At 65.3% G+C, this 20,356-nt stretch carries 17 protein-coding genes; 7 read left to right on the top strand and 10 right to left on the bottom strand.

Going from position 1 to position 20,356, the window contains the following annotated elements:
* Window positions 1–64: 64 nt before the first annotated feature.
* Complete coding sequence (locus AB7A72_RS23160) at window positions 65–982, bottom strand: LysR family transcriptional regulator (RefSeq protein ID WP_369461279.1); 918 nt, start codon at window positions 980–982, stop codon at window positions 65–67.
* A gap of 150 nt (window positions 983–1,132) precedes the next feature.
* On the opposite strand from AB7A72_RS23160, the gene AB7A72_RS23155 reads away from it, so the two are divergent.
* Window positions 1,133–2,503: a hypothetical protein gene (locus AB7A72_RS23155; protein WP_369461278.1), complete on the top strand. Its 1,371-nt coding sequence runs from the start codon at window positions 1,133–1,135 to the stop codon at window positions 2,501–2,503.
* Between the two features lie 133 nt (window positions 2,504–2,636).
* On the opposite strand, the gene AB7A72_RS23150 is transcribed toward AB7A72_RS23155, so the two are convergent.
* The 3 genes from AB7A72_RS23150 to AB7A72_RS23140 form a co-directional block, all read right to left on the bottom strand.
* Complete coding sequence (locus AB7A72_RS23150) at window positions 2,637–3,320, bottom strand: TetR family transcriptional regulator (RefSeq protein WP_369461277.1); 684 nt, start codon at window positions 3,318–3,320, stop codon at window positions 2,637–2,639.
* Between the two features lie 135 nt (window positions 3,321–3,455).
* Entirely contained in the window at window positions 3,456–5,894 is a 2,439-nt protein-coding gene (locus tag AB7A72_RS23145; protein WP_369461276.1) for a membrane-bound PQQ-dependent dehydrogenase, glucose/quinate/shikimate family, read from the bottom strand.
* A 264-nt stretch (window positions 5,895–6,158) separates the two neighbouring features.
* Complete coding sequence (locus tag AB7A72_RS23140) at window positions 6,159–7,046, bottom strand: LysR family transcriptional regulator (protein ID WP_239810384.1); 888 nt, start codon at window positions 7,044–7,046, stop codon at window positions 6,159–6,161.
* 93 nt (window positions 7,047–7,139) lie between these two features.
* Here AB7A72_RS23140 and AB7A72_RS23135 point away from each other — a divergent pair, with 93 nt between their 5' ends.
* The 5 genes from AB7A72_RS23135 to AB7A72_RS23115 are packed head-to-tail and all read left to right on the top strand — an operon-like array spanning window position 7,140 to window position 11,044.
* Entirely contained in the window at window positions 7,140–8,027 is an 888-nt protein-coding gene (locus tag AB7A72_RS23135) for an amidohydrolase family protein (RefSeq protein ID WP_369461275.1), read from the top strand.
* Window positions 8,028–8,047: 20 nt separating this feature from the next.
* The gene (locus tag AB7A72_RS23130) at window positions 8,048–8,881 is read left to right on the top strand and encodes an SDR family NAD(P)-dependent oxidoreductase (RefSeq protein WP_239810386.1); all 834 of its coding nucleotides are present in this window, start codon (window positions 8,048–8,050) and stop codon (window positions 8,879–8,881) included.
* A gap of 25 nt (window positions 8,882–8,906) precedes the next feature.
* Window positions 8,907–9,893 carry a Bug family tripartite tricarboxylate transporter substrate binding protein gene (locus tag AB7A72_RS23125; protein ID WP_239810387.1) on the top strand — a complete coding sequence of 329 codons (987 nt, stop codon included), beginning with the start codon at window positions 8,907–8,909 and terminating at the stop codon, window positions 9,891–9,893.
* A gap of 15 nt (window positions 9,894–9,908) precedes the next feature.
* Complete coding sequence (locus AB7A72_RS23120) at window positions 9,909–10,427, top strand: carboxymuconolactone decarboxylase family protein (RefSeq protein ID WP_239810388.1); 519 nt, start codon at window positions 9,909–9,911, stop codon at window positions 10,425–10,427.
* Window positions 10,427–11,044 (top strand): hypothetical protein, encoded by a 618-nt coding sequence (locus AB7A72_RS23115; protein ID WP_369461274.1) that lies wholly within the window; start codon window positions 10,427–10,429, stop codon window positions 11,042–11,044. Before AB7A72_RS23120 ends, AB7A72_RS23115 begins: the two co-directional genes overlap by 1 nt.
* Here AB7A72_RS23115 and AB7A72_RS23110 read toward each other — a convergent pair.
* The 4 genes from AB7A72_RS23110 to leuS form a co-directional block, all read right to left on the bottom strand.
* Complete coding sequence (locus AB7A72_RS23110; RefSeq protein ID WP_239812827.1) at window positions 11,041–11,436, bottom strand: VOC family protein; 396 nt, start codon at window positions 11,434–11,436, stop codon at window positions 11,041–11,043. The genes AB7A72_RS23115 and AB7A72_RS23110 overlap by 4 nt on opposite strands.
* A gap of 103 nt (window positions 11,437–11,539) precedes the next feature.
* Window positions 11,540–12,592 (bottom strand): DNA polymerase III subunit delta, encoded by a 1,053-nt coding sequence (gene holA, locus AB7A72_RS23105; protein ID WP_369461273.1) that lies wholly within the window; start codon window positions 12,590–12,592, stop codon window positions 11,540–11,542.
* Between the two features lie 40 nt (window positions 12,593–12,632).
* Window positions 12,633–13,145 (bottom strand): LPS-assembly lipoprotein LptE, encoded by a 513-nt coding sequence (locus tag AB7A72_RS23100; protein WP_239810391.1) that lies wholly within the window; start codon window positions 13,143–13,145, stop codon window positions 12,633–12,635.
* Window positions 13,146–13,150: 5 nt separating this feature from the next.
* Window positions 13,151–15,850: a leucine--tRNA ligase gene (gene leuS, locus AB7A72_RS23095; protein WP_369461272.1), complete on the bottom strand. Its 2,700-nt coding sequence runs from the start codon at window positions 15,848–15,850 to the stop codon at window positions 13,151–13,153.
* 294 nt (window positions 15,851–16,144) lie between these two features.
* Between leuS and AB7A72_RS23090 the strand changes: the two genes are divergently transcribed.
* A complete protein-coding gene (locus AB7A72_RS23090) occupies window positions 16,145–17,371 on the top strand; it encodes a mechanosensitive ion channel family protein (protein ID WP_373450923.1) in 1,227 nt (408 codons plus the stop codon).
* Between the two features lie 13 nt (window positions 17,372–17,384).
* Here AB7A72_RS23090 and AB7A72_RS23085 read toward each other — a convergent pair whose 3' ends face one another.
* Together AB7A72_RS23085 and AB7A72_RS23080 are read right to left on the bottom strand one after the other, a co-directional pair.
* Window positions 17,385–19,220 carry a GDYXXLXY domain-containing protein gene (locus AB7A72_RS23085; RefSeq protein WP_369461271.1) on the bottom strand — a complete coding sequence of 612 codons (1,836 nt, stop codon included), beginning with the start codon at window positions 19,218–19,220 and terminating at the stop codon, window positions 17,385–17,387.
* The gene (locus AB7A72_RS23080; protein ID WP_369461270.1) at window positions 19,220–20,221 is read right to left on the bottom strand and encodes a DUF2157 domain-containing protein; all 1,002 of its coding nucleotides are present in this window, start codon (window positions 20,219–20,221) and stop codon (window positions 19,220–19,222) included. Before AB7A72_RS23080 ends, AB7A72_RS23085 begins: the two co-directional genes overlap by 1 nt.
* Window positions 20,222–20,356: the final 135 nt, after the last annotated feature.

The raw sequence follows: 20,356 nt of genomic DNA, 5'->3' as shown, positions 1-20,356 counted from the left end.
TACGGCCCTGCGCGAGCATCGTGGGGCGTTTGCCGGGGTAAGCGCAGGCCATCCGGACATGCGTTCACCTGGCTTTGGCCGCATGGCGCTTGGCCAGCTTTTTTGCCAACGCGATCACCGTTCCCAGCGGGCCATCGCAGTCATGCGCCCGGTACACCAAGGTCAATGGCGCCCAAAGATCGAGGGACGGATCGAGCGAGCGATACACCACGGCATCGCGATGCGATCCTTTGATCGACGCCGGAACAATGGACAGGCCCACGCCTGCTGCAACCAGGTTCACATTGGTCATCATGCGTTCGACCTCGGCCGCCACTTCCACATGAACCTGGCGTTGTGCACACAGTGCCAGCAGATTGGCATACAGGCCCGGCGCACCGGGCCTGCGCACCAGCACCAGTTTTTCGCCATCGAGCTCATCGAGCATCACGGGCTGGGTGCTGTTGCGTGCCAACCGGTGGTCCACCGGAATGGCCAGCAGCGCTTCTTCCTGGAGCAGCGGCTCGAACGCCAATCCATCGGGCTGCGCCACCGGAACGCGCAAGAAGCCGCAATGCAGACGTTGGGCAGCGACGGCTTCGGTGATTTCAGCGGCGTTGTTCTCGCTGACGCTCAGCAGGATGTCGGGGTGCGACTTGCGGCAGGTGCGCAGCACTTCCGGGGTGAACGCATGGGCTGCGGCCGAACTGGTAAAGCCCACACGGAGATGGCCCCGTTCACCGCGCGCATACGCCTCGATGCGCTGCTGCATCGCATGAAAGTCGCCAAGCAGTTGCTCAGCCTCTGCGCGCAACGCATGACCGACATCGGTGAGATCCACGCCTTTGGGATGGCGGCGAAACAGCGCACTGCCCAGCTCATTCTCCAGCGCCTGAATCTGCTGCGACAACGGCGGCTGCTGGATGCCCAGGCGCTCTGCGGCACGCGTGATATGGCCGCATTCGGCCACCGCAAGAAAATACCGGAGATGACGCAATTCCATATATTCAAAAAGTATGCGGTTGATATCTTAGAAATCTTTGAAATATTTCGCAAGCCGGCCAAGAATAGGAAAGCCCCCGCAAACCTACCGCTGGTCCGCCAGCCTGGCGAGGAGCCGCACACATAAAAAATGCTTGATAGGAGACAAACCATGACATCACATCTGCCCAAACTCGGCCTGCCCCTGCTGGCGCTGCTCGCGCTCAGCGGCTGCGGCGACGGCTCCCTGGTATTGCAAGGGCCCTCCACGTCCAACGAGGCCGCACCCGTGATGGCCACCTGCCCTGCGGATGTGCCCGCTGACGCGAAATGCCTGTCCGGCCGCGACTCCAAGGGCGCGTTCTACATGATCGCCGTGCCGGCAAAGTGGAACGGCATCCTGGTGATGCATGCGCATGGAGGCCCCGATCTGGCCGCGCCCGATCTGGAGCGTTCGATGGAAGACCTGACCCGCTGGTCGATCATGGTGAAATCCGGCTACGCATGGGCGGGTTCCTCCTACCGCCAGGGCGGTGTCGAAGTGCGCGCTGCCGCAGAAGACACGGAACGTCTGCGCGGCATCTTCCGCAAGCATGTGGCGGTCCCCACCAAGACCATCCTGCATGGCCAGTCATGGGGCGCTGGCGTGGCGGCCAAGGGCGCGGAGATGTTCACGGTAGACACCGTGGGCGAGCGTCCCTACGACGGCGTCTTGCTCACCAGCGGCGTGCTGGGTGGGGGCACACGTTCCTACGATTTCCGGCTCGACCTGCGCGTGGTCTACCAGTACCTGTGCGGCAACCATCCGCGCCCCAGCGAACAGCCTTACGCACTCAACCTCGGCCTGCCCGCCAATGTCACGATGAAGCAGGCGGATGTAGCGCTGCGTGTGAACGAATGCCTGGCGCTCAACAAGCCCGCTGCCGAGCGCACACCCGAGCAGAAGGCCAAGATCCAGACCATCGTCAACGTGATCAAGATTCCCGAGAGCGCCATCCAGTCGCACGTGAACTGGGCGACCATGCACTTTCAGGATATCTCCGCCAAGCGCACCGGCGGCGAGAGCCCTTTCGGCAATGAAGGCGCCGTCTACACCGGATCGGCCGACGATGCAGCCTTGAACGCCGGCGTGCTGCGCTACAAGGCCAACCCTGCGGCCTACCAGACGTTCGCCACCGACACCGACCCGGTCGGCAAGATTCCTGTGCCGGTGCTGTCGACCAAATGGATCAGCGACCCGACCGCGTTTGTGGAGCTCGATTCTCGTTTCCGCGAGGTGATGGATGAAGGCGGCAGTGGTGGCCGTCTGGTGCAGACCTTCACGACCAATGGCACCCACAGCTTCATCAGCGATCCCACCTATCCGACACTGATGGACGCACTGCTGCAGTGGGTGAACACCGGCACCAAGCCCACGCCTGCCGGTATCGCCAGCGCCTGCATCGGCATGGAAGCGACCTACGGCAAGGGCTGTAGCTTTGATGCGAGCTACATGTCACCGGCGCTGTCCACACGCGTCGCTCCGCGTCAGCGTCCGCAGTGATGCCTGCTGGCGCTGGCCGGATTCTTGGGTGCCACAGGCAAGCGGGCAGTGATTTTTGTACAGGACCGAGCTGAGGCTGGTGCAGAACTTGCGGAAAAACACGGCGCACCGGGCCGTGTTTCTGCGCCCGTCCTCAGCCTGGGGCCGTCCGCATACACACCAGCGCATCCACCTGGTCCAGCAGCAACTGCAGATGCCGCTCGCGCAAGGTGTCGCCGAGAAGGTCCACCTGCAGCAGGCTGCGCCAGGTGGCGGCGTGGTCGATGCGAAAGCCGCTGAGGGCGGAGATCAGATAGTGCACATCGGTGGCAGTGACGTCGGGATTGAACAGACCCTGGGCCACGCCGCGCTCCAGGATGCGTTCCAGCGGTGTCAGGGCCGCGCGGCGCAGCGATTCGTTGTTGGAGACCTGGCCGAGCATCTCGCCACCCTGGAAGTTCTCCTGCAGCACCAGGCGGGTGAAGGCCTGGTTGTTGGCGTGGTAGTCAAAGCTCTTCTGGGCCAGCGCATGCAGCGCTTCCAAGGGCTCCATGGCATCCAGGTTCAGGCTTTCTTCGGAGGCGCGGATGTCGGTGTAGCTTTGCTCGATGACGGCCAGGTACACATCCTTCTTGTTGCCGAAGTAGTAGTACAGCATGCGCTTGGCGCAGCCAGCCTTGGCCGCAATGCGTTCGAGCCGGGCGCCGTCATAGCCATAGTTGGCAAACTCGGTCTTGCCGGCATCGAGCAGCGCCTGGCGCATGCCGGCCGATGCGCCGGGGTCGTCTGCCTGGGGGTCTTGTGGGGGTGGCTCTTGCTGGCCTTGCTGCTTGCTCACTGCCGGATCTCCGTGGACACAAGCGGGCAAGCGTAACATGCGCGCTCCTTGCCGAGGCCGGGGCACAAAAAAGCCATGGCCTGAAGTGCTGGCCATGGCGCTTTTCGGGTCAAGGGCAGGGCGACCCCTGCGTGCTTACCGGGCCTTGTCAGGCAAGGCGTAGGCGATCACGTAGTCGCCACGGTCGGGCGACTGGCGCGCGCCGCCGGCGGAGATCAGCACATACTGCTTGCCGGTCTTGGGCGATTGGTAGGTCATCGGGCCGCCCTGGCTGCCTACCGGCAGGCGGCTTTTCCAGATCTCCTGGCCGTTGGCGGTGTTCCAGGCGCGCAGGTAGTAATCCTGCGTGCCGGCAAAGAACACCAGGCCGCCCTGGGTCGACAGGCTGCCGCCCAGGGTGGGCAGGCCGACTGGCAACGGCAGGCGCATCTTGATGCCCAGCGGGCCGGTGTCCTGCACGGTGCCCACCGGCACTTGCCAGACCACCTGCTGGGTCTGCATGTCGATGGCCGAGAGCGTGCCGAAAGGCGGCTTCTGGCAGGGGATGCCCAGCGGTGACATGAAGCGGTCCTTGATCACCGCATAAGGCGTGCCGCCCAGCGGTACCTGGCCCATGCCGGTGTTGGGCTGCTCGCCGCCGTCGGACAGCGTGGCCTTGGGCTTTTGCGGCATCATCTGCACCCACAGGCCCAGGCGCATGTCGTTCACAAAGATCAGGTGGTTGTTCGGATCGGCCGAGATACCGCCCCAGTTCATGCCCCCCAGCGATCCGGGGAAGCTCAGCGATACATCGGTGGACGGTGCCGTGAACAGGCCTTCATAGCGCATCGATTTGAACTTGATGCGGCAGACCAGCTGGTCCAGCGGCGTGGCGCCCCACATGTCGGCTTCGGTCAGGGTCTGGGTGCCGATCTGCGGCATGCCGACGGATACGCGCTGGGTCGCCGCGTACTTTTCGCCAGGGATGCCTGCGGGCTTGACCGGCACATCGTCCACCTGGGTGAGCGGCTGGCCGCTTTGGCGGTCCAGCACAAAGATCTGGCCGGCCTTGGTGCCCACGACCAGTGCGGGCGTGGTGCTGCCATCTTTTGCCGGGAAGTCGATCAGCGTCGGGGCCATCGGAATATCAAAATCCCAGAGGTCGTTGTGCACGGTCTGGTAGACCCATTTCTCATGGCCGTTGGCGGCATCGAGCGCCAGGATGGACGCACCGTACTTCAGATCGGCTGCGGAGCGGGGCACGCCATACAGATCGACCGAGGGCGAGCCCATCGGCAGGTAGACGGTGTTGGAGCTCGGATCGTAGGTGGTGCCGGCCCACACATTGGCGGATGAGCGTGTGTAGGTGGCGCCGGGGGCCAGCACCTCGTTGGGCGTGTTGGAGCCCGCATCAAAGGCCCAGCGCAGCGCGCCGGTCATCACATCAAAGCCACGGATGACGCCGCCCGGCATATCAACCTGCACGTTGTCGGCGACACGGCCGCCGATCACGATGGTGGTGCCGGCCACGGTGGGGGCCGAGGTGAGGGTGTAGTAAGCGGGGTTGGCGATGGTGCCCAGGCCTTGCTTCAGATCGACAATGCCCTGGTTGCCAAAGCCGGCGCAGAGCTCGCCGTTGTCGGCGTTGATGGCAAACAGGCGCGCGTCGATGGTGTTCATCACAATGCGGCGCTGGCACTGGTCGCCAGCGGGCAGCACAACGGGCTGCACGGGCGATGAACCGGCCACCTGCGGCACCGGCAGCGGCGCATTGGCATCAAAGTAGGCCAGGCCCCGGCAGCGTTCCCAGACACCGCCCACATGCGAGTTGGTGTCGTGGCGCCACAGCTGCTTGCCGGTATCGGCATCCAGCGCAATCACATTGTTGCTGGGCGTGCAGACAAACACCTTGTCACCCACTTGCAGCGGCGTGGTCTGGTCCTCGGCACCGGCGCCGGTGGATTGGGGCACATCGCCGGTGCGGAAGGTCCAGGCCACTTGCAGCTGGTTGACGTTGTCCACATTGATCTGGTCCAGCGCCGCAAAGCGGTCATTGTTGCTGCTGTTGCCGTAGTGGCTCCAATCCTTTTGCGCGCTGGCGGCCTCCACCGGCTTGCGGCTGATGGCGGCGTGGTTCTGCACCTCGGGGTGGATCTGGAACATGGAGGCAAAGCTCACCAGGCCCACGAGCAGCAGCACGCCTGCCAAAGCCAGCGGGCCCTTGTTGCCGCGAGCGCGCGGAGCGCCGCCTTGCAGCAGCGGCAGGCAGGCGCTGACCACCGCTGCGCCAAAGGTCATCGCCAGCAGGCGCGAGACCAGGCTCCAGTAGTCCAGGCCCACCTCGGCCAGGGCCCACAGCACGGTGGCCGCAAAGGTGGCCAGGTAGAGCCAGCCGCCCGAGCGGCGGCCGCGCAGCACCTGCACACCCGACAGCAGCAGGCCCAGGCCCGCCAGCAAAAAGTACCAGCTGCCGCCCAGGCTGATGAGTTTGCCGCCGCCGACCAGGAAGGCCAGGCCGGCCAGGGCCAGCACTGCGCCCAGCACGCCGAGCAGCAGGCGCACAGCCAGTGACGGTTCACGCGCTTGTTGTGTCATATCGATCCTCGAATCTGTCTTGGGTCTGGCAGGCGCAGGGACCCTCTGCACAAGGCCAGGAATAGGCGCTGTGCAGAGGGCCCTGAGCAGTCGCTGCTACAGACCTTGTCTTGTGTGAGAAAAAATGTCCATTGTGGTGAGAAATAAAGTCCATCGCTGCCTGATGTGTACCGGACATTTCAAAAATTTCTGAAATCAATAGCTGCTGAGCCACCCCGGGCGGGTGCAGAAGCCAGCAAGAAGGGCGCTGAAACGGTGAGGTATTCAGGCGCTGAAGTGCTGCTTCATCAGTGGCTTCAGAATCCCGTGCACGGCCTTGACCAGGCGGTTGTGCGGCCGCGCTGCCGGTGTGGCCAGCACGATGCGGTTGCGGATCACGGGGTGGCTGACCTGGGCGGTGAACACCGGGGCGCTGCCCGGCCAGGTCTTGACGGCGCTGGCGGGCACGACCGAGCAGCCCACATTGCGCGCGACCAGGGACAGCACCATCTTGATGGAATCGACCTCGGCCACGATGCGCAGCGGCAGCTGCTGGTCTTCCACCGCATCGTCAAAAATCATGCGCAGCGCCTGCGGGCGGCTGGGCAGCACCAGCGGGTAGTCCACCAGCTGGGCGACCTTGACCCGCTCGGGCAATGGCCGGGTGCTGATCAGCACCAGCGGTTCGCGCGTCAGCGGCTCGGTCAACAGCTGCGGCGTGGGGCTGGGGTCAAACAGCACGGCCACATCGAGGCGGTCGGCCAGCAGCCATTCGCGCAGCCGAATGCTCAGGCTCTCTTCAACAATGATCGAGGCATCGGGGCAGGCCTGCAAAAACTGCTGCACCACATCGGGCGTGATCAGGCTGGCCACCAGCGGCGGCAAACCCAGCCGTACCTTGCCGCGCGGGCTTTGCAGGCGGTCGGCCATGTCGGCCTTGGCGGCATCCACGGCCGCGCTGATGCTGCGCCCATGGGCCAGCATGGCCTTGCCCGATTCGGTCAGCCGCACGCCCCGGCCATGGCGCTCGAGCAGCGGCTGGCCCAGCTCGGCCTCCAGCAGCTGCACCTGGCGGCTCAAGGTCGGCTGGCTCAGGTTCAGCGCCGCAGCGGCCTTGCTGTAGCTTTGGGCCTGGGCGACCGCCATGAAGTACTGCAAGCGCACAAAATCCATGCATCACCTCTATATCTGATATTTGGATTTTATAGGTGATCAAAAAATTGGCAGTTCCACAATGCGCCCAAGACGACTCTTTGATGGCCTTGCATGAACGCCCCGACCTCCGATCTCCAGCAGCCCGTACAGACCTATATGCTGGCGCCCTCGCGCCCCAGCCTGGTGCTGCCCGCCGGCAGCTGCGACAGCCATGTGCATGTGTTTGGCCCGGTAGACGCCTTTCCGTATGCCGAGCCGCGCAGCTTCACCCCCGCCGATGCCGGCAAGGACGCCTTGTTTGCGCTGCACCGCCATCTGGGCATCAGCCGCTGCGTGATCGTGCAATCGGCCTGCCATGGCTATGACAACCGCGTGGTCGAGGATGCGATTGCCCACGGCGGCGGCCGCTACCTGGGGGTGGCGCTGGTGCCGCTGTCGGTTACGCATGCCGAGCTGCAGCGCCTGGCGGTGGTCGGCTTTCGGGCGATCCGCTTCAACTTCATGAAGCATCTGAACACCGGCGCCTCGGTCGAGGACGTGGTGGCGCTGACACCGGTGCTGGCCGAGCTGGGCATGCATCTGCAGATCCATTTTGAGAGCGCACTGGTCCACAGCCTGGGCCCTGTGCTGCAGCAATCGGCCTGCCCGGTGGTGATCGACCACATGGGCCGCGTCGATGCCACGCTGGGCCGCGAAGGGGCCGATTTCCAGGCACTGCTGCGGCTTCTGGAGCAGCCGCTGTTTTACGTCAAGGTCAGCGGTATCGACCGTATCGATGCGACACCCCCTTACCAGCACGGCATTGCGCGTGCGCAGGAGCTGGTGGCCCATGTGCCCGACCGCGTGCTGTGGGGCAGTGACTGGCCGCACCCCAACCACACCCATGTGCCCGATGACGGCGTGCTGGTCGATGCGCTGGCGCAGTTCAGCCCCAACCCGGCGCATCTGCAGGCCCTGCTGGTGGACAACCCCCAGCGCCTCTACCGCTTTGCTGCCTGAAAAATTCGCGAGGAACCAGCATGCCGATTTTTGATGCCCACACCCCCGTCAACCCGCAAGGCCGTCTGGCCGGCAAGGTGGTCTACATCACCGGCGCCGGGGCCGCAGGCGCCGGCTGGGGCAATGGCCGCGCCACCGCGATCCGCTTTGCGCAGGAAGGCGCGCTGGTGTTTGGCGTGGACCGCAATGCCGAGGCGCTGCGCGAGACCGAAGACAGCATCCGCAGCGCCGGCGGCCAGTTTGTGGCGGGCCACTGCGATGTGATGGATGCGGCGTCGATCGCGGCATCGGTGCAGGCCTGCCAGGCGGCGCTCGGGCGCATCGATGTGCTGGTCAACAACGTGGGCGGCTCGGCCAAGGGCGGACCCGTGGAGATGGACGAAGCGGTCTGGGATGCCCAGCTGGACTACAACCTCAAGAGCGTGTTTCTGTGCTGCAAGGCGGTGCTGCCGCTGATGCAGGCGCAGGGCGCGGGCAGCATCGTCAATATCTCATCGACCTCGGGCATGCGCTGGACCGGCGCGGCGCAGATTGCCTATGCATCGAGCAAGGCGGCGGTGATCCAGTTTTCCAAGGTGCTGGCCGTGCAGTACGCGCCGCACCGCATCCGCGTGAACACCGTCGTGCCCGGCCAGTTGCACACGCCCATGGTCGAGACCCGCTTGGCCGGCCAGCGCGCGGGGGGCGATGTCGAGGCGCTGCTGGCCCAGCGCCAGGCGCGCATTCCGCTGCCCTTCATGGGTGATGGCCGCGACACCGCCAATGCGGCGCTGTTTCTGGCCTGTGACGAATCGCGCTTTGTGACGGGCACCGAGATTGTGGTGGACGGCGGTATGACCGTGCGCTGCGGATAAAGCAAGACTGATCAAGGAGACAACCATGCGATTCCAAGCCTTTCCCTCGGCCCGCCAGTGGCTGCACGCCGCCTTGCTGGGCACCGCGCTGGGCTGCGCCAGCAGCGCGATGGCGCAAAGCGATATGACACGCCTTTTGGTGGCCTTTCCGCCCGGCGGCCCGGTGGACTTCATTGCGCGCAGCATGTCGCAGCAGCTGGCCAAGGAGCTGGGCCACCCGGTGATTGTGGAAAACAAGCCCGGTGCCAACGGCGCGATTGCCGCGGACAGCGTGATCCGCTCGGCACCCGACGGCAAGACCCTGTGGCTCACCAGCGTGGGCGCGGTGGCCATCAACCCCGCGCTCTACCCCAAGCTGAACTACAAGCCCGCCAGCGATCTGGTGCCCGTCTCGCTGGTGGTCAACAATGTGGAGATCATGGTGGTCAACGCGCAGACCAGCTTCAAGGACGGCAAGGACTTTGTGCAGGCCGCCAGCCAGCGCAAGGACAAGCCGATGACGATGGCGTCCTCGGGCACCGGCAGCGTGCCACATCTGGCGGCCATCCAGCTCAATGAATCGGCCGGCCTGAACCTGATGCATGTGCCCTACAAGGGCGCGGCCCCTGCCATCACCGATCTGATGGCCGGCCATGTCGATGGCTTCTTTGGCGATATTCCCGGCCTGGTGGGTGCCATCGACAGCGGCAAGTTCCGGCCCGTGGGCATTGCCGCTGCCAAGCGCAGCGCCCGCTACCCGAATGTGCCCACCTTTGACGAGCTGGGCTACAAGGGCGTCGATTCGAACAACTGGTATGCGGTGTTTGCACCCAAGGGCACCAGCGCCCAGGTGGCGGCCAGCCTGAGCCGCGCCATCCATGCGGCCTTGCATGCACCCGATGTGCAGCGCAAGATCGAGGCCTCCGGTGCCGAGGTGGTGGGCTCCAGCCCCGAAGCGCTGGCCCAGCAGCTGGCGACCGACACCGAGAAGTGGACCGCCATCATCCGCCGCAACCGCATCACCCCCGATTGAGATGGAAAGACCGACATGCGCATAGAAGCGATTGAGCCAGGCACGCGCAGTGCCCTGGCGGAGTTGGAGCAACAGATCCAGGCCGAGCGTGGCCGCATCTCGCCGCTCTACCAGGTGCTGCTGCACAGCCCCGCCATTGCCAAGGGCTGGGAGCAGATGCTCTCTGCGGTACGCAACTACAGCAGCATCGATGCCGGGCTGCGCGAGCTGATCATCCTGCGGGTAGCCATGCTCAACCAGGCCGCCTACGAGTTCGATGCCCATGTGCCGCATGCGCTCAAGGCCGGCGTGACGCAGGCTGCCATCGATGCGACGCGCGACACCGGCACCGCTGCCAGCCCGGCCTGGGATGGCCTGCAGCAACTGGCCATTGCGGTGACCGATGCGCTGACCCGCGATCTGCAGGTGCCCGAGCCGCTGTTTGCCCAGGTGGCTGCGCGCTTCAGTGCGCAGGAGCAGGTGGAGCTGTTTGCCACCATCGGCGCCTACAACATGGTGTCGCGCTTCTTGAACGCCTTTGAGATTGGCCACTGATGTCCGCACCCGCCATCGACAGCCTGCTGCTGCGCTGCACGCCAGTGGCGTATGCAACTGCCACCACGCTGGCGCAGACCGCCCTGGCGCTGCTGCGCCAGGACTTGGCCGATTTGCGTTTGCTACGTGTGGCCCAGCAGCCGCAAGGCACCGCCTATCTGTACTTTGCACTCGGCAGCCCGCAGCCGCTGAGCGCTGATCAAACAGTGCAGGCCGAGCGCCGTTTGCAGAATGCGGGCATCGCCGGCCTGGCGGCTTGCGAGCTATCGCGCCTGCAACTGGTGATGCACTGCACCGGCCCCGCCCACGGCGAGGCCACACCCGTGCACTATGCCGTCGAAATGGACCCCGAGAGCGGCTGGCAGGACGAGCTGTTTGCCTGGTATGACCAGGAGCATCTGCCCGGTCTGGCCAGCGTGGCGGGCACCGCCCAGGCCTTTCGCTACCTGAACCTGGACCATGGCCCGCTGTCGCTGGCCTGCTATGACCTGGTCGATGCGGAGGTGATGGGCTGCCCGGCCTGGCTGGCGGTGCGGGGTACAGATTGGAGCGCGCGCGTGCGGCCGCATTTCATGAATACACGGCGCACGATGTTTGATACGCAGGCGCTGCCTTAGGCGGCCGCCACCGGCGAGCACAACTCCACCAGGCTGCCATCCGGGCAGCGCACATAGGCCACCACCTGGCCCCAGGGCTTGGTGGTGGGTGCCGCCAATGCCGTTGCGCCGGCGGCCAGTGCACGTTCGTAGGCCGCAGCGACATCGCCGCTGACCAGTGCAATCTCCACACCCAGCGGCTGGGCCGATTCAGAGGCTGCCACATGGCCGCCGCTGAAATTGGCATGGCCCAGCGCGTGGTCGGCAAAGGCCAAGGTGGTGGCGCCCGTGTCCAGCTCGCCATAGCTGCCCGACGGGTGCAGAAAACGGGTGGCCAGGCCAAAGGCCTGTGAGAAAAAAGCCAGCGATGCCGCAACATCGGGCACGTAGACGATGGTGTAACCGAACTGCAGTGCTTGCATGGTGAATGCCTTATGGAGAACAGATGCTGAACCCTGCGCCAGCTGGCCATGCAGCGCTGGATGCGTGCATGAAGGCAAGCTTTGCAGAGGACCGTTAGCGGCTGCTGCAGGCCTTGCAGGTCTGCAAGGCCAGGCGGTGCAGTGCCTGCCAGCCATTGGCCGGCCACTCGGGCACCTTCAGCCCCTTGACGATGCCATCGACCGCATGGGCCGAGTGCAGCAGGCGGGCGACGGTGGCATCGCTGATGCGGGGCAGCACGCGCTCGAAATGGCGCTCCTTGTTGCCCCAGACGCGGTTCTCGCGCAGGGCCATCGGCATGGGCCGGCCATTGCGCAGCGCGTCCTTGACCCGTTTCATCGCGCGGATGTCTTCGGCCAGCGCCCAGTGCACCAGCACCTCGGCCTCACCTTCGGCCTGCAGGCCGTTGAGCATGCGCTCGGTGCGCAGCACCTGGCCGGAAAGCACGGCATCCGAGAGCTTGAACACGTCATAGCGGGCAACATTCAGCACCGCCTGCTCGACCTGTTCAAAGCCGAGCTCGCCTGCCGGGTAGAGCAGGCCGAGCTTTTGAATTTCCTGGTGGGCGGCGAGCAGGTTGCCCTCGACCCGGTCGGCAAAAAAGGCCAGGGTGCGCTGGCCTTCTTCACCGGCTTTGACATGCTGCTTTTGCTGCTGCAGGCGCTGGGCGATCCAGGCAGGCAGTGCGGTCCGCTCGATGCTGTCGATCTGCACGGTGGCACCATGCGACTCCAGTGCAGCAAACCAGGCACCGGTCTTGGTGGCCTTGTCCAGGCGCGGCAGCACCACGATGGTCAGGGTGCTGTCATTGTCCACGCTGCTGCTGACCAGCTGCTGCAGCGCCGTGCTGCCCTCCTTGCCGGGCTTTCCGCTGGGGATGCGCACTTCGATGATCTGCTTGTCAGCAAACAGGCTCAGGCTGCCACCGGCTGCCAGCACCGCGCTCCAGTCGAAATGGGCACCGGCGACGGTAAAGCTGCTGCGCTCGGTATAGCCGTTGGCGCGCGCGCTGGCGCGGATGGCATCCACGGCCTCTTGCACCAGCAGGGGCTCGTCGCCATGCACGGTGTACAGAGACCGCAGCCCCTTGCCCAGCTGGGCACTCAACTGATTCAACGGCACTTGCATGCTTGGTGGCGCTTCCCGGGCTGCGGGGCCGCAGCGCTTGTCATTCGGTAGGGGTGACGGACTTGACGATGGCCAGGCGGCGCACGATCTGCTGAACGATGTCGGTCTGCATGTTGCGGTAGAGCATTTCCTCTTCGTTGGCCTTGGACAGCGCGTAGGTTTCCAGGTAGCTGATTTCGCGGTACTGCATCAGCTCGGAATCGGGCACATAGAGCCCGCCCTTGGCATCACGCACGCGAAAGCGCGTGATCAGGCGGATCTGCAGCTCGCGCACCTCGCCGGCCGCATTGCGCGAGACGACGACGCGCTCGCGGCGCTGGCCCAGGTCATCGAAGATGGCCTCGGCCTGCGTGGCCTGGGTCGGGTCGCGCAGCACCTGCAGGCTGCCGGCAGCCTCCAGGTGGCGTTGCAGTTCTTTGAGGAAGGCCGAATTGGCGCTGCCGTTCAAATACAGCGATTTGAAGGCGAAATCCACCGATCCGCGCAGTTTGAAGCCGCATGCCGCCAGCAGCGGCACGCTTGCCAGGGCAGTAAGCAGCGTGCGTTTTTGCATGGCGCTTAGACTACCACGTTCACCAGGCGGCCCGGCACGATGATGACTTTCTTGGGCACCGCGCCATTGGCGATTTTCTGGAAGTCTTCATTGGCCAGAGCAGCGGCTTCAATCGTGGCCTTGTCGGCACCGGCGGCCACGACGATCGAGCCGCGCAGCTTGCCGTTGACCTGCAGCATCAGCTCGATTTCGTCCTGCACCAGCGCCTGGGCATCGACCTCGGGCCAGGCGGCATCCAGCAGGCCCCCGAAGGCCTGCTGGTAGCCCAGCGCATCCCACAGCACCTGCGTCAGGTGAGGGGTGGCCGGGTAGAGCGCGCGCAGCAAAATGCCAAAGCCCTCGACCAGCGCAGCTCGGCCGCCTTCGCTGTCCACAGCCTTGAAGTCTTCCAGCGCGTTGATCATCTTCATCGCGCCCGACACCACGGTGTTGTACTGCATGCGGCTGTAGTCATAGGCCACCTGCTTGAGCACGGTGTGGATCTCCAGGCGCAGTGCCTTGGCTTCCTTGCCAAAGGCGGCACTGGCAGCGCTGGCCGCCTGGGCGCGGGCAGCATCGAACTCAGCTGCATGCAGCTTGCTGCCGAAGTTGTAGACCCGGCGCAGGAAGCGGTAGCTGCCTTCGACGGCCGACTCGTTCCACTCCAGGGTCAGCTCGGGTGGCGCGGTGAACATCGTGTAGAGGCGCGCGGTATCGGCGCCGTACTTCTCGATCAGGTCCTGCGGATCGACACCGTTGTTCTTGGACTTGGACATGGTGCCCACGCCCTCGTAGTCGATCGCGGTGCCTTCGGGCAGCAGGCCATCGGCGCTGTCCACGGCAACCTTGAGCTTGGCGCCCACGGCCTTGCCGGTCTCGTCAAACACCTGCTCCACATCCTTGGGCCAGAAGTATTCCTTGCCGCCCTTGGCGGTGCGGCGGCTGTAGATGTGGTTGAGCACCATGCCCTGGGTCAGCAGCTTGGTGAAGGGCTCATCGACCTTGACCAGGCCCAGGTCACGCATGACCTTGGTCCAGAAGCGGGCGTACAGCAAGTGCAGGATCGCATGCTCGATGCCGCCGATGTACTGGTCCATCGGCATCCAGTAGTCGGCGCCGTCGGCCACCATCTTCTCGCTGTTCTTGGCATCGCAATAGCGCATGAAGTACCAGGACGAATCCACGAAGGTGTCCATCGTGTCGGTTTCGCGGCGGGCCGGCTTGCCGCAGCAAGGGCAGACCACGCCGGCGTGGAAGGCTTCGCTCTTGATCAGCGGGTTGCCGGAGCCATCGGGCACCAGGTCTTGCGGCAGCACGACCGGCAGGTCCTTCTCAGGCACCGGTTGGGCACCGCAGTCTTCGCAGTGGATGATCGGGATCGGCGTGCCCCAGTAGCGCTGGCGGCTCACGCCCCAATCGCGCAGGCGCCAGGTGGTCTTGAGTTCGCCCAGGCCCTTGGCTTCGAGCGCCTTGGCCACCGCTTGCACGCCTTCCTTGTAGTGCAAGCCATCAAAGGCGCCCGATTCGATGAGGACGCCGCGCTCCTTGTCGCCATACCAGTCATGCCACTGCTGCTTGTCGTAGGGGCCTTCGCCTTCCACGGCGACCACCTGGCGGATCGGCAGGCCGTATTTGTTGGCAAACGCAAAGTCGCGCTCGTCGTGGGCGGGCACGCCCATCACGGCGCCGTCGCCATAGCTCATCAGCACATAGTTGCCGATCCAGACCTCGACCTGCGCGCCGGTGATCGGGTGGGTGACGAACAGGCCCGTGGGCTTGCCTTCCTTTTCCTTGACGGCGAGTTCGGCCTCGGTGGTGCCGCCCTTCTTGCATTCTTCGATGAAGGCGGCCAGCTCGGGGTTGGTGGCGGCGGCATGCAGGGCCAGCGGGTGCTCAGGCGCCACGGCGCAGAAGGTCACGCCCATGATGGTGTCCGCACGCGTCGTGAAGACATACATCTTGCCGTCGCCGATCAAGCTGCCGTCGGCGTTCTTCACATCATGCGTGAACGCAAAGCGCACGCCGGCGCTCTTGCCGATCCAGTTTTCCTGCATCAGGCGCACCTTGTCGGGCCAGCCGGTCAAGGTTGCCTTGTCGTTGCCCATCTGCACATGGTCCAGCAGCTCTTGCGCGTACTGGGTGATGGCCAGGTAGTAGCCCGGGATCTCGCGCTTTTCCACCAGCGCGCCGGTGCGCCAGCCACGGCCGTCGATCACCTGCTCATTGGCCAGCACGGTCTGGTCCACCGGGTCCCAGTTCACGGTCTGGGTCTTGCGGTAGGCGATGCCCTTTTCCAGCATCTTCAGGAACAGCCACTGGTTCCACTTGTAGTAGTCGGGGTCGCAGGTGGCGACCTCGCGGCTCCAGTCGATCGCCAGACCCATCGCCTGCATCTGCTTTTTCATGTAGGCGATGTTGTCGTAGGTCCACTGCGCAGGCGGCACGCTGTTCTTGATCGCGGCGTTCTCTGCGGGCAGGCCGAAGGCATCCCAGCCCATCGGCATCAGCACGTTGTATCCCTGCATGCGCAGCTGGCGCGTCAGCATGTCGTTGATCGTGTAGTTGCGCACATGGCCCATGTGCAGCTTGCCGCTGGGGTAGGGCAGCATCGAGCAGGCGTAGAACTTTTTCTTGCCGGCGTCCTCGGACACGCGGTAGGCATCTTGGGCTTGCCACTGGCTTTGCGCGGCGGCTTCTACGTCGGAGTGGTTGTATTTTTCTTGCATGGAACTGGTCAGGAAAAAGCGGCCGCCCACGGGCTTTCCGGGGCGAGGTCAATTGGGCAAAGATTGTAGGCCCATCGCCATAGCCCGTGGATCGCGAGTGCCGCACGCTGGGGTGCGGTTATCCAGTGCATGTAAAAATAAATGGCTACCTCTTTATCGATAGCCAATTCTGTGATGGCGGCGTGCCCTTGGCCGTGCCGGCTGCATCCCCCATTTCCACCCGATTCATCCTCCCCCTCTTTGAAAGGACCTTGCCTCGTGACCTGGGAAACCCTGGAAAAATTTGAACCCTGGATGCAAACGGCCGCCGGACTGGCGGCCTTGGTGTTGCTGGCCTATGCGCTGCGCCTGGTGGTGCGCCTGGCCCTGCTGCAGATCGTGCCGCGCTTTCGCGCCAGCCTGGGCGCGGTCTGGCTGCGTACCTTGCTCGACAACCGCATCCTCGTGCGCGTGGCGCAGATCGTGCCCTCGCTGGTCGTTCAGACGGGGATTGCCGCGGTGCCGCACCTGCCGGTCATTGCCAGCACGGTGATCCGCAATGTGGCCATTGCCGTGACGGCGCTGCAGGTGGCGCGCCTGCTCTGCGCGATCATGGACAGCATCCAGGAGGCCAATGAGAGCCAGCTGGAGGCCGAACAAAGCACACGCTCGGTCAAAAGCTATGTGCAGCTGGGCAAGATGCTGGTGATGGTGGTCGCGGGCATCGTGATGGTGGCCACGTTGATCGACCGCTCGCCGCTGATTCTGCTCAGCGGCCTGGGCGCCATGTCGGCGGTGCTGATGCTGGTGTTCAAGGACACGATCCTGTCGTTCACTGCCGGTGTGCAGCTGGCCAGCAATGACATCCTGCGTGTGGGCGACTGGCTGGAGATGAACCAGGTCGGCGCCGATGGCGCCGTGGTGGACATGGCGCTCAACACCGTCAAGGTGCGCAACTGGGACAACACGATCACGACCATCCCCACCTGGCGTTTGATGAGCGACAGTTTCAAGAACTGGCGCGGCATGTCGGAATCGGGCGGCCGCCGCATCAAGCGGCCCCTGTGCATCGACACCACCTCGGTGCGCTTTCTGACCCGTGCCGAAATCGCCGAGCTGAGCCATATCGCGCTGCTGCGCCCTTACCTGGAAAGCAAGGTCGCCGAGATCACCGCGTACAACCAGGATTTTTCCGCCAAGGCCCCGGACATGGCCGACGAGATCGTCAACCTGCGCCAGCTCACCAATATCGGCACCTACCGCGCCTACTGCAATGCCTACCTGCAGGCCCACCCCAAACTGCGCAAGGACATGACCTTGATGGCCCGCGCCATGGAGCCGACCAACCAGGGCTCGCCGCTGGAGATATACGCCTTTACCGACACCACCGCCTGGCTGGAATACGAGGCCATCCAGGGCGATATCTTTGACCACCTGATTGCCATCCTGCCGGAGTTCGGCCTGCGCGTGTTCCAGGTGCCCTCGGGCAATGACATGCAGGTCGCGCTGCGCCAGCACGAGGTGCAGGCCCTGCAGCGCTGAGCCTGCCTGTTGCCTAGCGGCGCGTGCCCTGGGCCGGGGCTGGCGCTGGCGCCGGAGACGGCACGTTCGCTACCGCTGCGGGCGGCGGCTCCGGCGCCACGGCCACCGGCTCGTCGGGCTCTGGCACCGGCGCTTCGCTGGCTGCGCTGGTCGCTTCCGGGCTGTGGATGCCCAATGGGCTTTCCCAGATCGAGCGGCCGGGCAGCGGCAGCACCGGCTGGCCATCGGCATCGGCCAGGCCCACCAGCAGCGCGCGGCCATCGGGCAGCACCCGGAAGTCGCCATAGCGCGTCTGCTCAAAATGCCGCCCCTGGCCTTCGGGGAAGAAATAGGCATCGGTCACCAGCACCCACTGGCCCTTGAGGCGTTTGAGCGGCAGGGCCAGTTCGCCTTTTTGCAAGGGGTCGGTAGCGGTCAGCAGGCCCTGGATGGTGGCCACGCCCTGGTCGTCAATGCTGGCCCGTACCAGCTGGCGGGGGCTGACGATGTTCTGGAGCTTTTCACGCATGTCAAAGGGCAGTGCAAAGTTCAGCGCCATATAGTCGCCCTGCATCAGGGAGCGGGGGTCCACCGGGACCAGCGGCACCAGAATGCGCTGGCCATGGGCAATGACCTGCTCCTTGCCGCGCACATCCCAGTTCACGATGCCCAGCGCCAGCACCGCGCCCACGGCCAGACCCACCCATTGCAGACGGCGCTGTGGCGCTGCTGGCGGCGCGCCTGCGCTTGCATGTGCATCGGCTGCGCGGCGCAAGGCCCACAGACAGGCCAGCAGCAGCACGCCAACCAGCGCCAGGCCCAGGCCCTTGGCGGCCAGCGACCAGCCCAGGTGGTAGTAGAACTGGGCCAGCGCGACCAGCGCCAGCAGCGCGCAGAGCACCGCAATGCGCCAGCGCGCCGCCAGCAGGGCGCCCGCTGCCACCAGGCTGACGACGGCCAGACCGGGGCTGAACCACCCGGCCAGCGCCAGCATGGCACCGGCCAGCAGCAGGCTGTGCTCGCCCTGGCGGTTGGTGGTGCCTCGGGCGCGCCATTGCCGCGCCAGCATCCAGGTCGCCAGCGCCACCACCACGACGGCCAGTGCGCGCCCGGCAGGGAAGGCCCAGGGGACAAAGTCGCCACGCTGTTCCCAGAAGACCGCCCGGGCCACATAGCCGGAGGCGACATGGCTGATCAGCACACCGACGATGGCCGCATCGGCAAAGGCCGCCCAGCGTGGCTGGGACCAGCGCTGCGCCGCTTGGGCCAGGCGGGCGGGCTCAGCACGCAGCCACAGGCACCAGAGCAGGGCGGGCAGCAGTGCATCGAGCTGCAGCGGCAGCATCGCTGGCAGCCAGGACTGCAGCGCCATCAGGCTGACCACCACGGCCATGCCCCAGCCCAGGCCCATCAGCGACTGGATCCAGCGCATCTGCGCCAGCGCGGCGCCGAGCATCAGCACCAGCGCCGATAGCGTGCCAATCAGCAGCATGCCCAGGCGCGAGTCGGCGACATCGCCCAGGTTGACCAGTACCAGCAGCCCGCCTGCGCACCAGAGCACGAGCGCCACGCAGTTGACGAAGGCCTGGCGCGACTGGTGCATCAAGCCACCGGCTGCGGCCAGCAACACCAGGCCCAGCACGACGCCGCCGGTGCCGAACACAAAGCGCTCGCCCAGCGCAAATGCCAAAAACACCGCCAGCGGCACCAGGCTGGCCAGTGCGCCCAGCATGGCCAGTGCCAGCACCAGGACGGGCGGCTCCTCCAGATCCGGGGCCGGCGCATCGCCTTGCACCAGGCCTTGCTGGCGGGCCTGGGCCCACCAGCTGGGTTGGGTACGCAGAAAGGACAAAGGACGGATGGCAGCCATCACAGCACCTCCTGGTGGTCGCGTTGCTGGGCGTGCAGGTAGTGCTGCGCGGTGATCAGGGCCTTGACCGAGATGCCCAGGCAGACCATCACGATGACGGCAAAGGCAAGCAGGGCTTCGGTCTCATGCCACTCGAATATCCAGCGGGCGATGAGCGACAGCACCAGGACATTGGCCGCCAACGTGGCCAGGCAGGTGCAGATGAAGTCGCGAAAACGGCTGAACAGCGACACCAGCAGGCTGCCAGCCACCAAGGCAGCACTGAGTGCAAAGGCCGCCACGGTCTGGCGTGTGGCGTCGTCAAACAGTTGCACGGTGGCAATCGCCGACCAGGCCGCCAGTGCGCCGCCCAGCGCCAGGCGTTGCGACCACCAGCCCATGCCGCCACGCACCCGCAAGGCCGGCACGCAGTACACCAGCAGCGGTACCAGCGCCAACGCCAGCCAGAGCGCCAGGCGCAGCATCAGCTGCGCAAAGCTGTCGCGGTCGGCGACCAGCACCTGCCAGAGGTCGAGCTTGCCGGTCCAAAAGACAATGGCCGCGGCGGCGATCAGCACCCAGACGGACCAGAGCAGATCGCTGGCGGCCAGTGCCACCCAGACCAGCGCCAGCGCAGCCCAGGCGGCAAACAGCTGCCAGGCATCGGCGCCGGTCTGGTAGGTCTGGCCGACATAGGCCAGCAGACCGCCCAGCACCAGGGTGGCGCAGAACATCGCGGCCAGCCGCAGGCGTGGCCACAGGCAGGCGGCCAGCACGGACAGCGCCAGCGTGCCTTCGATCAGCCCCAGCTTGAACCAGTGCGACTGCGCCTGCCAGTTGGCCGCCACCCAGAAGATCAGCCCGCTGGCGACCAGCAATGCGGCGACCAGCAGCAAGCCGGTGCGGATCTTGCGGGCCAGATCGGCGGGCGCACCGGCCGAGACGGCCAATGCATACAGCGGCGCCATGCGCGGGTCACCGGGCGCCGACTGGGCATTGACCTGGTAGAGGGTGGAGTCCATCCGTGTGTTCCTCGTTGGTGGGCCATCGCATGCTGGTGCAGCAAGGGCCTGGGTGCCACCGCCCCATGCGGACGGCACAGGCAGCAATATAACCAAACGGGTACGGACCTGGCCATGCGCCCGGTCAGGTAGCTT

Origin of the sequence: Comamonas sediminis, assembly GCF_041107495.1 — a bacterium.
Taxonomy (GTDB): domain Bacteria; phylum Pseudomonadota; class Gammaproteobacteria; order Burkholderiales; family Burkholderiaceae_C; genus Comamonas; species Comamonas sediminis.
The sequence above is the reverse complement of the archived record's forward strand: the minus strand, read 5'-3'. Positions and strand labels throughout refer to the sequence as shown.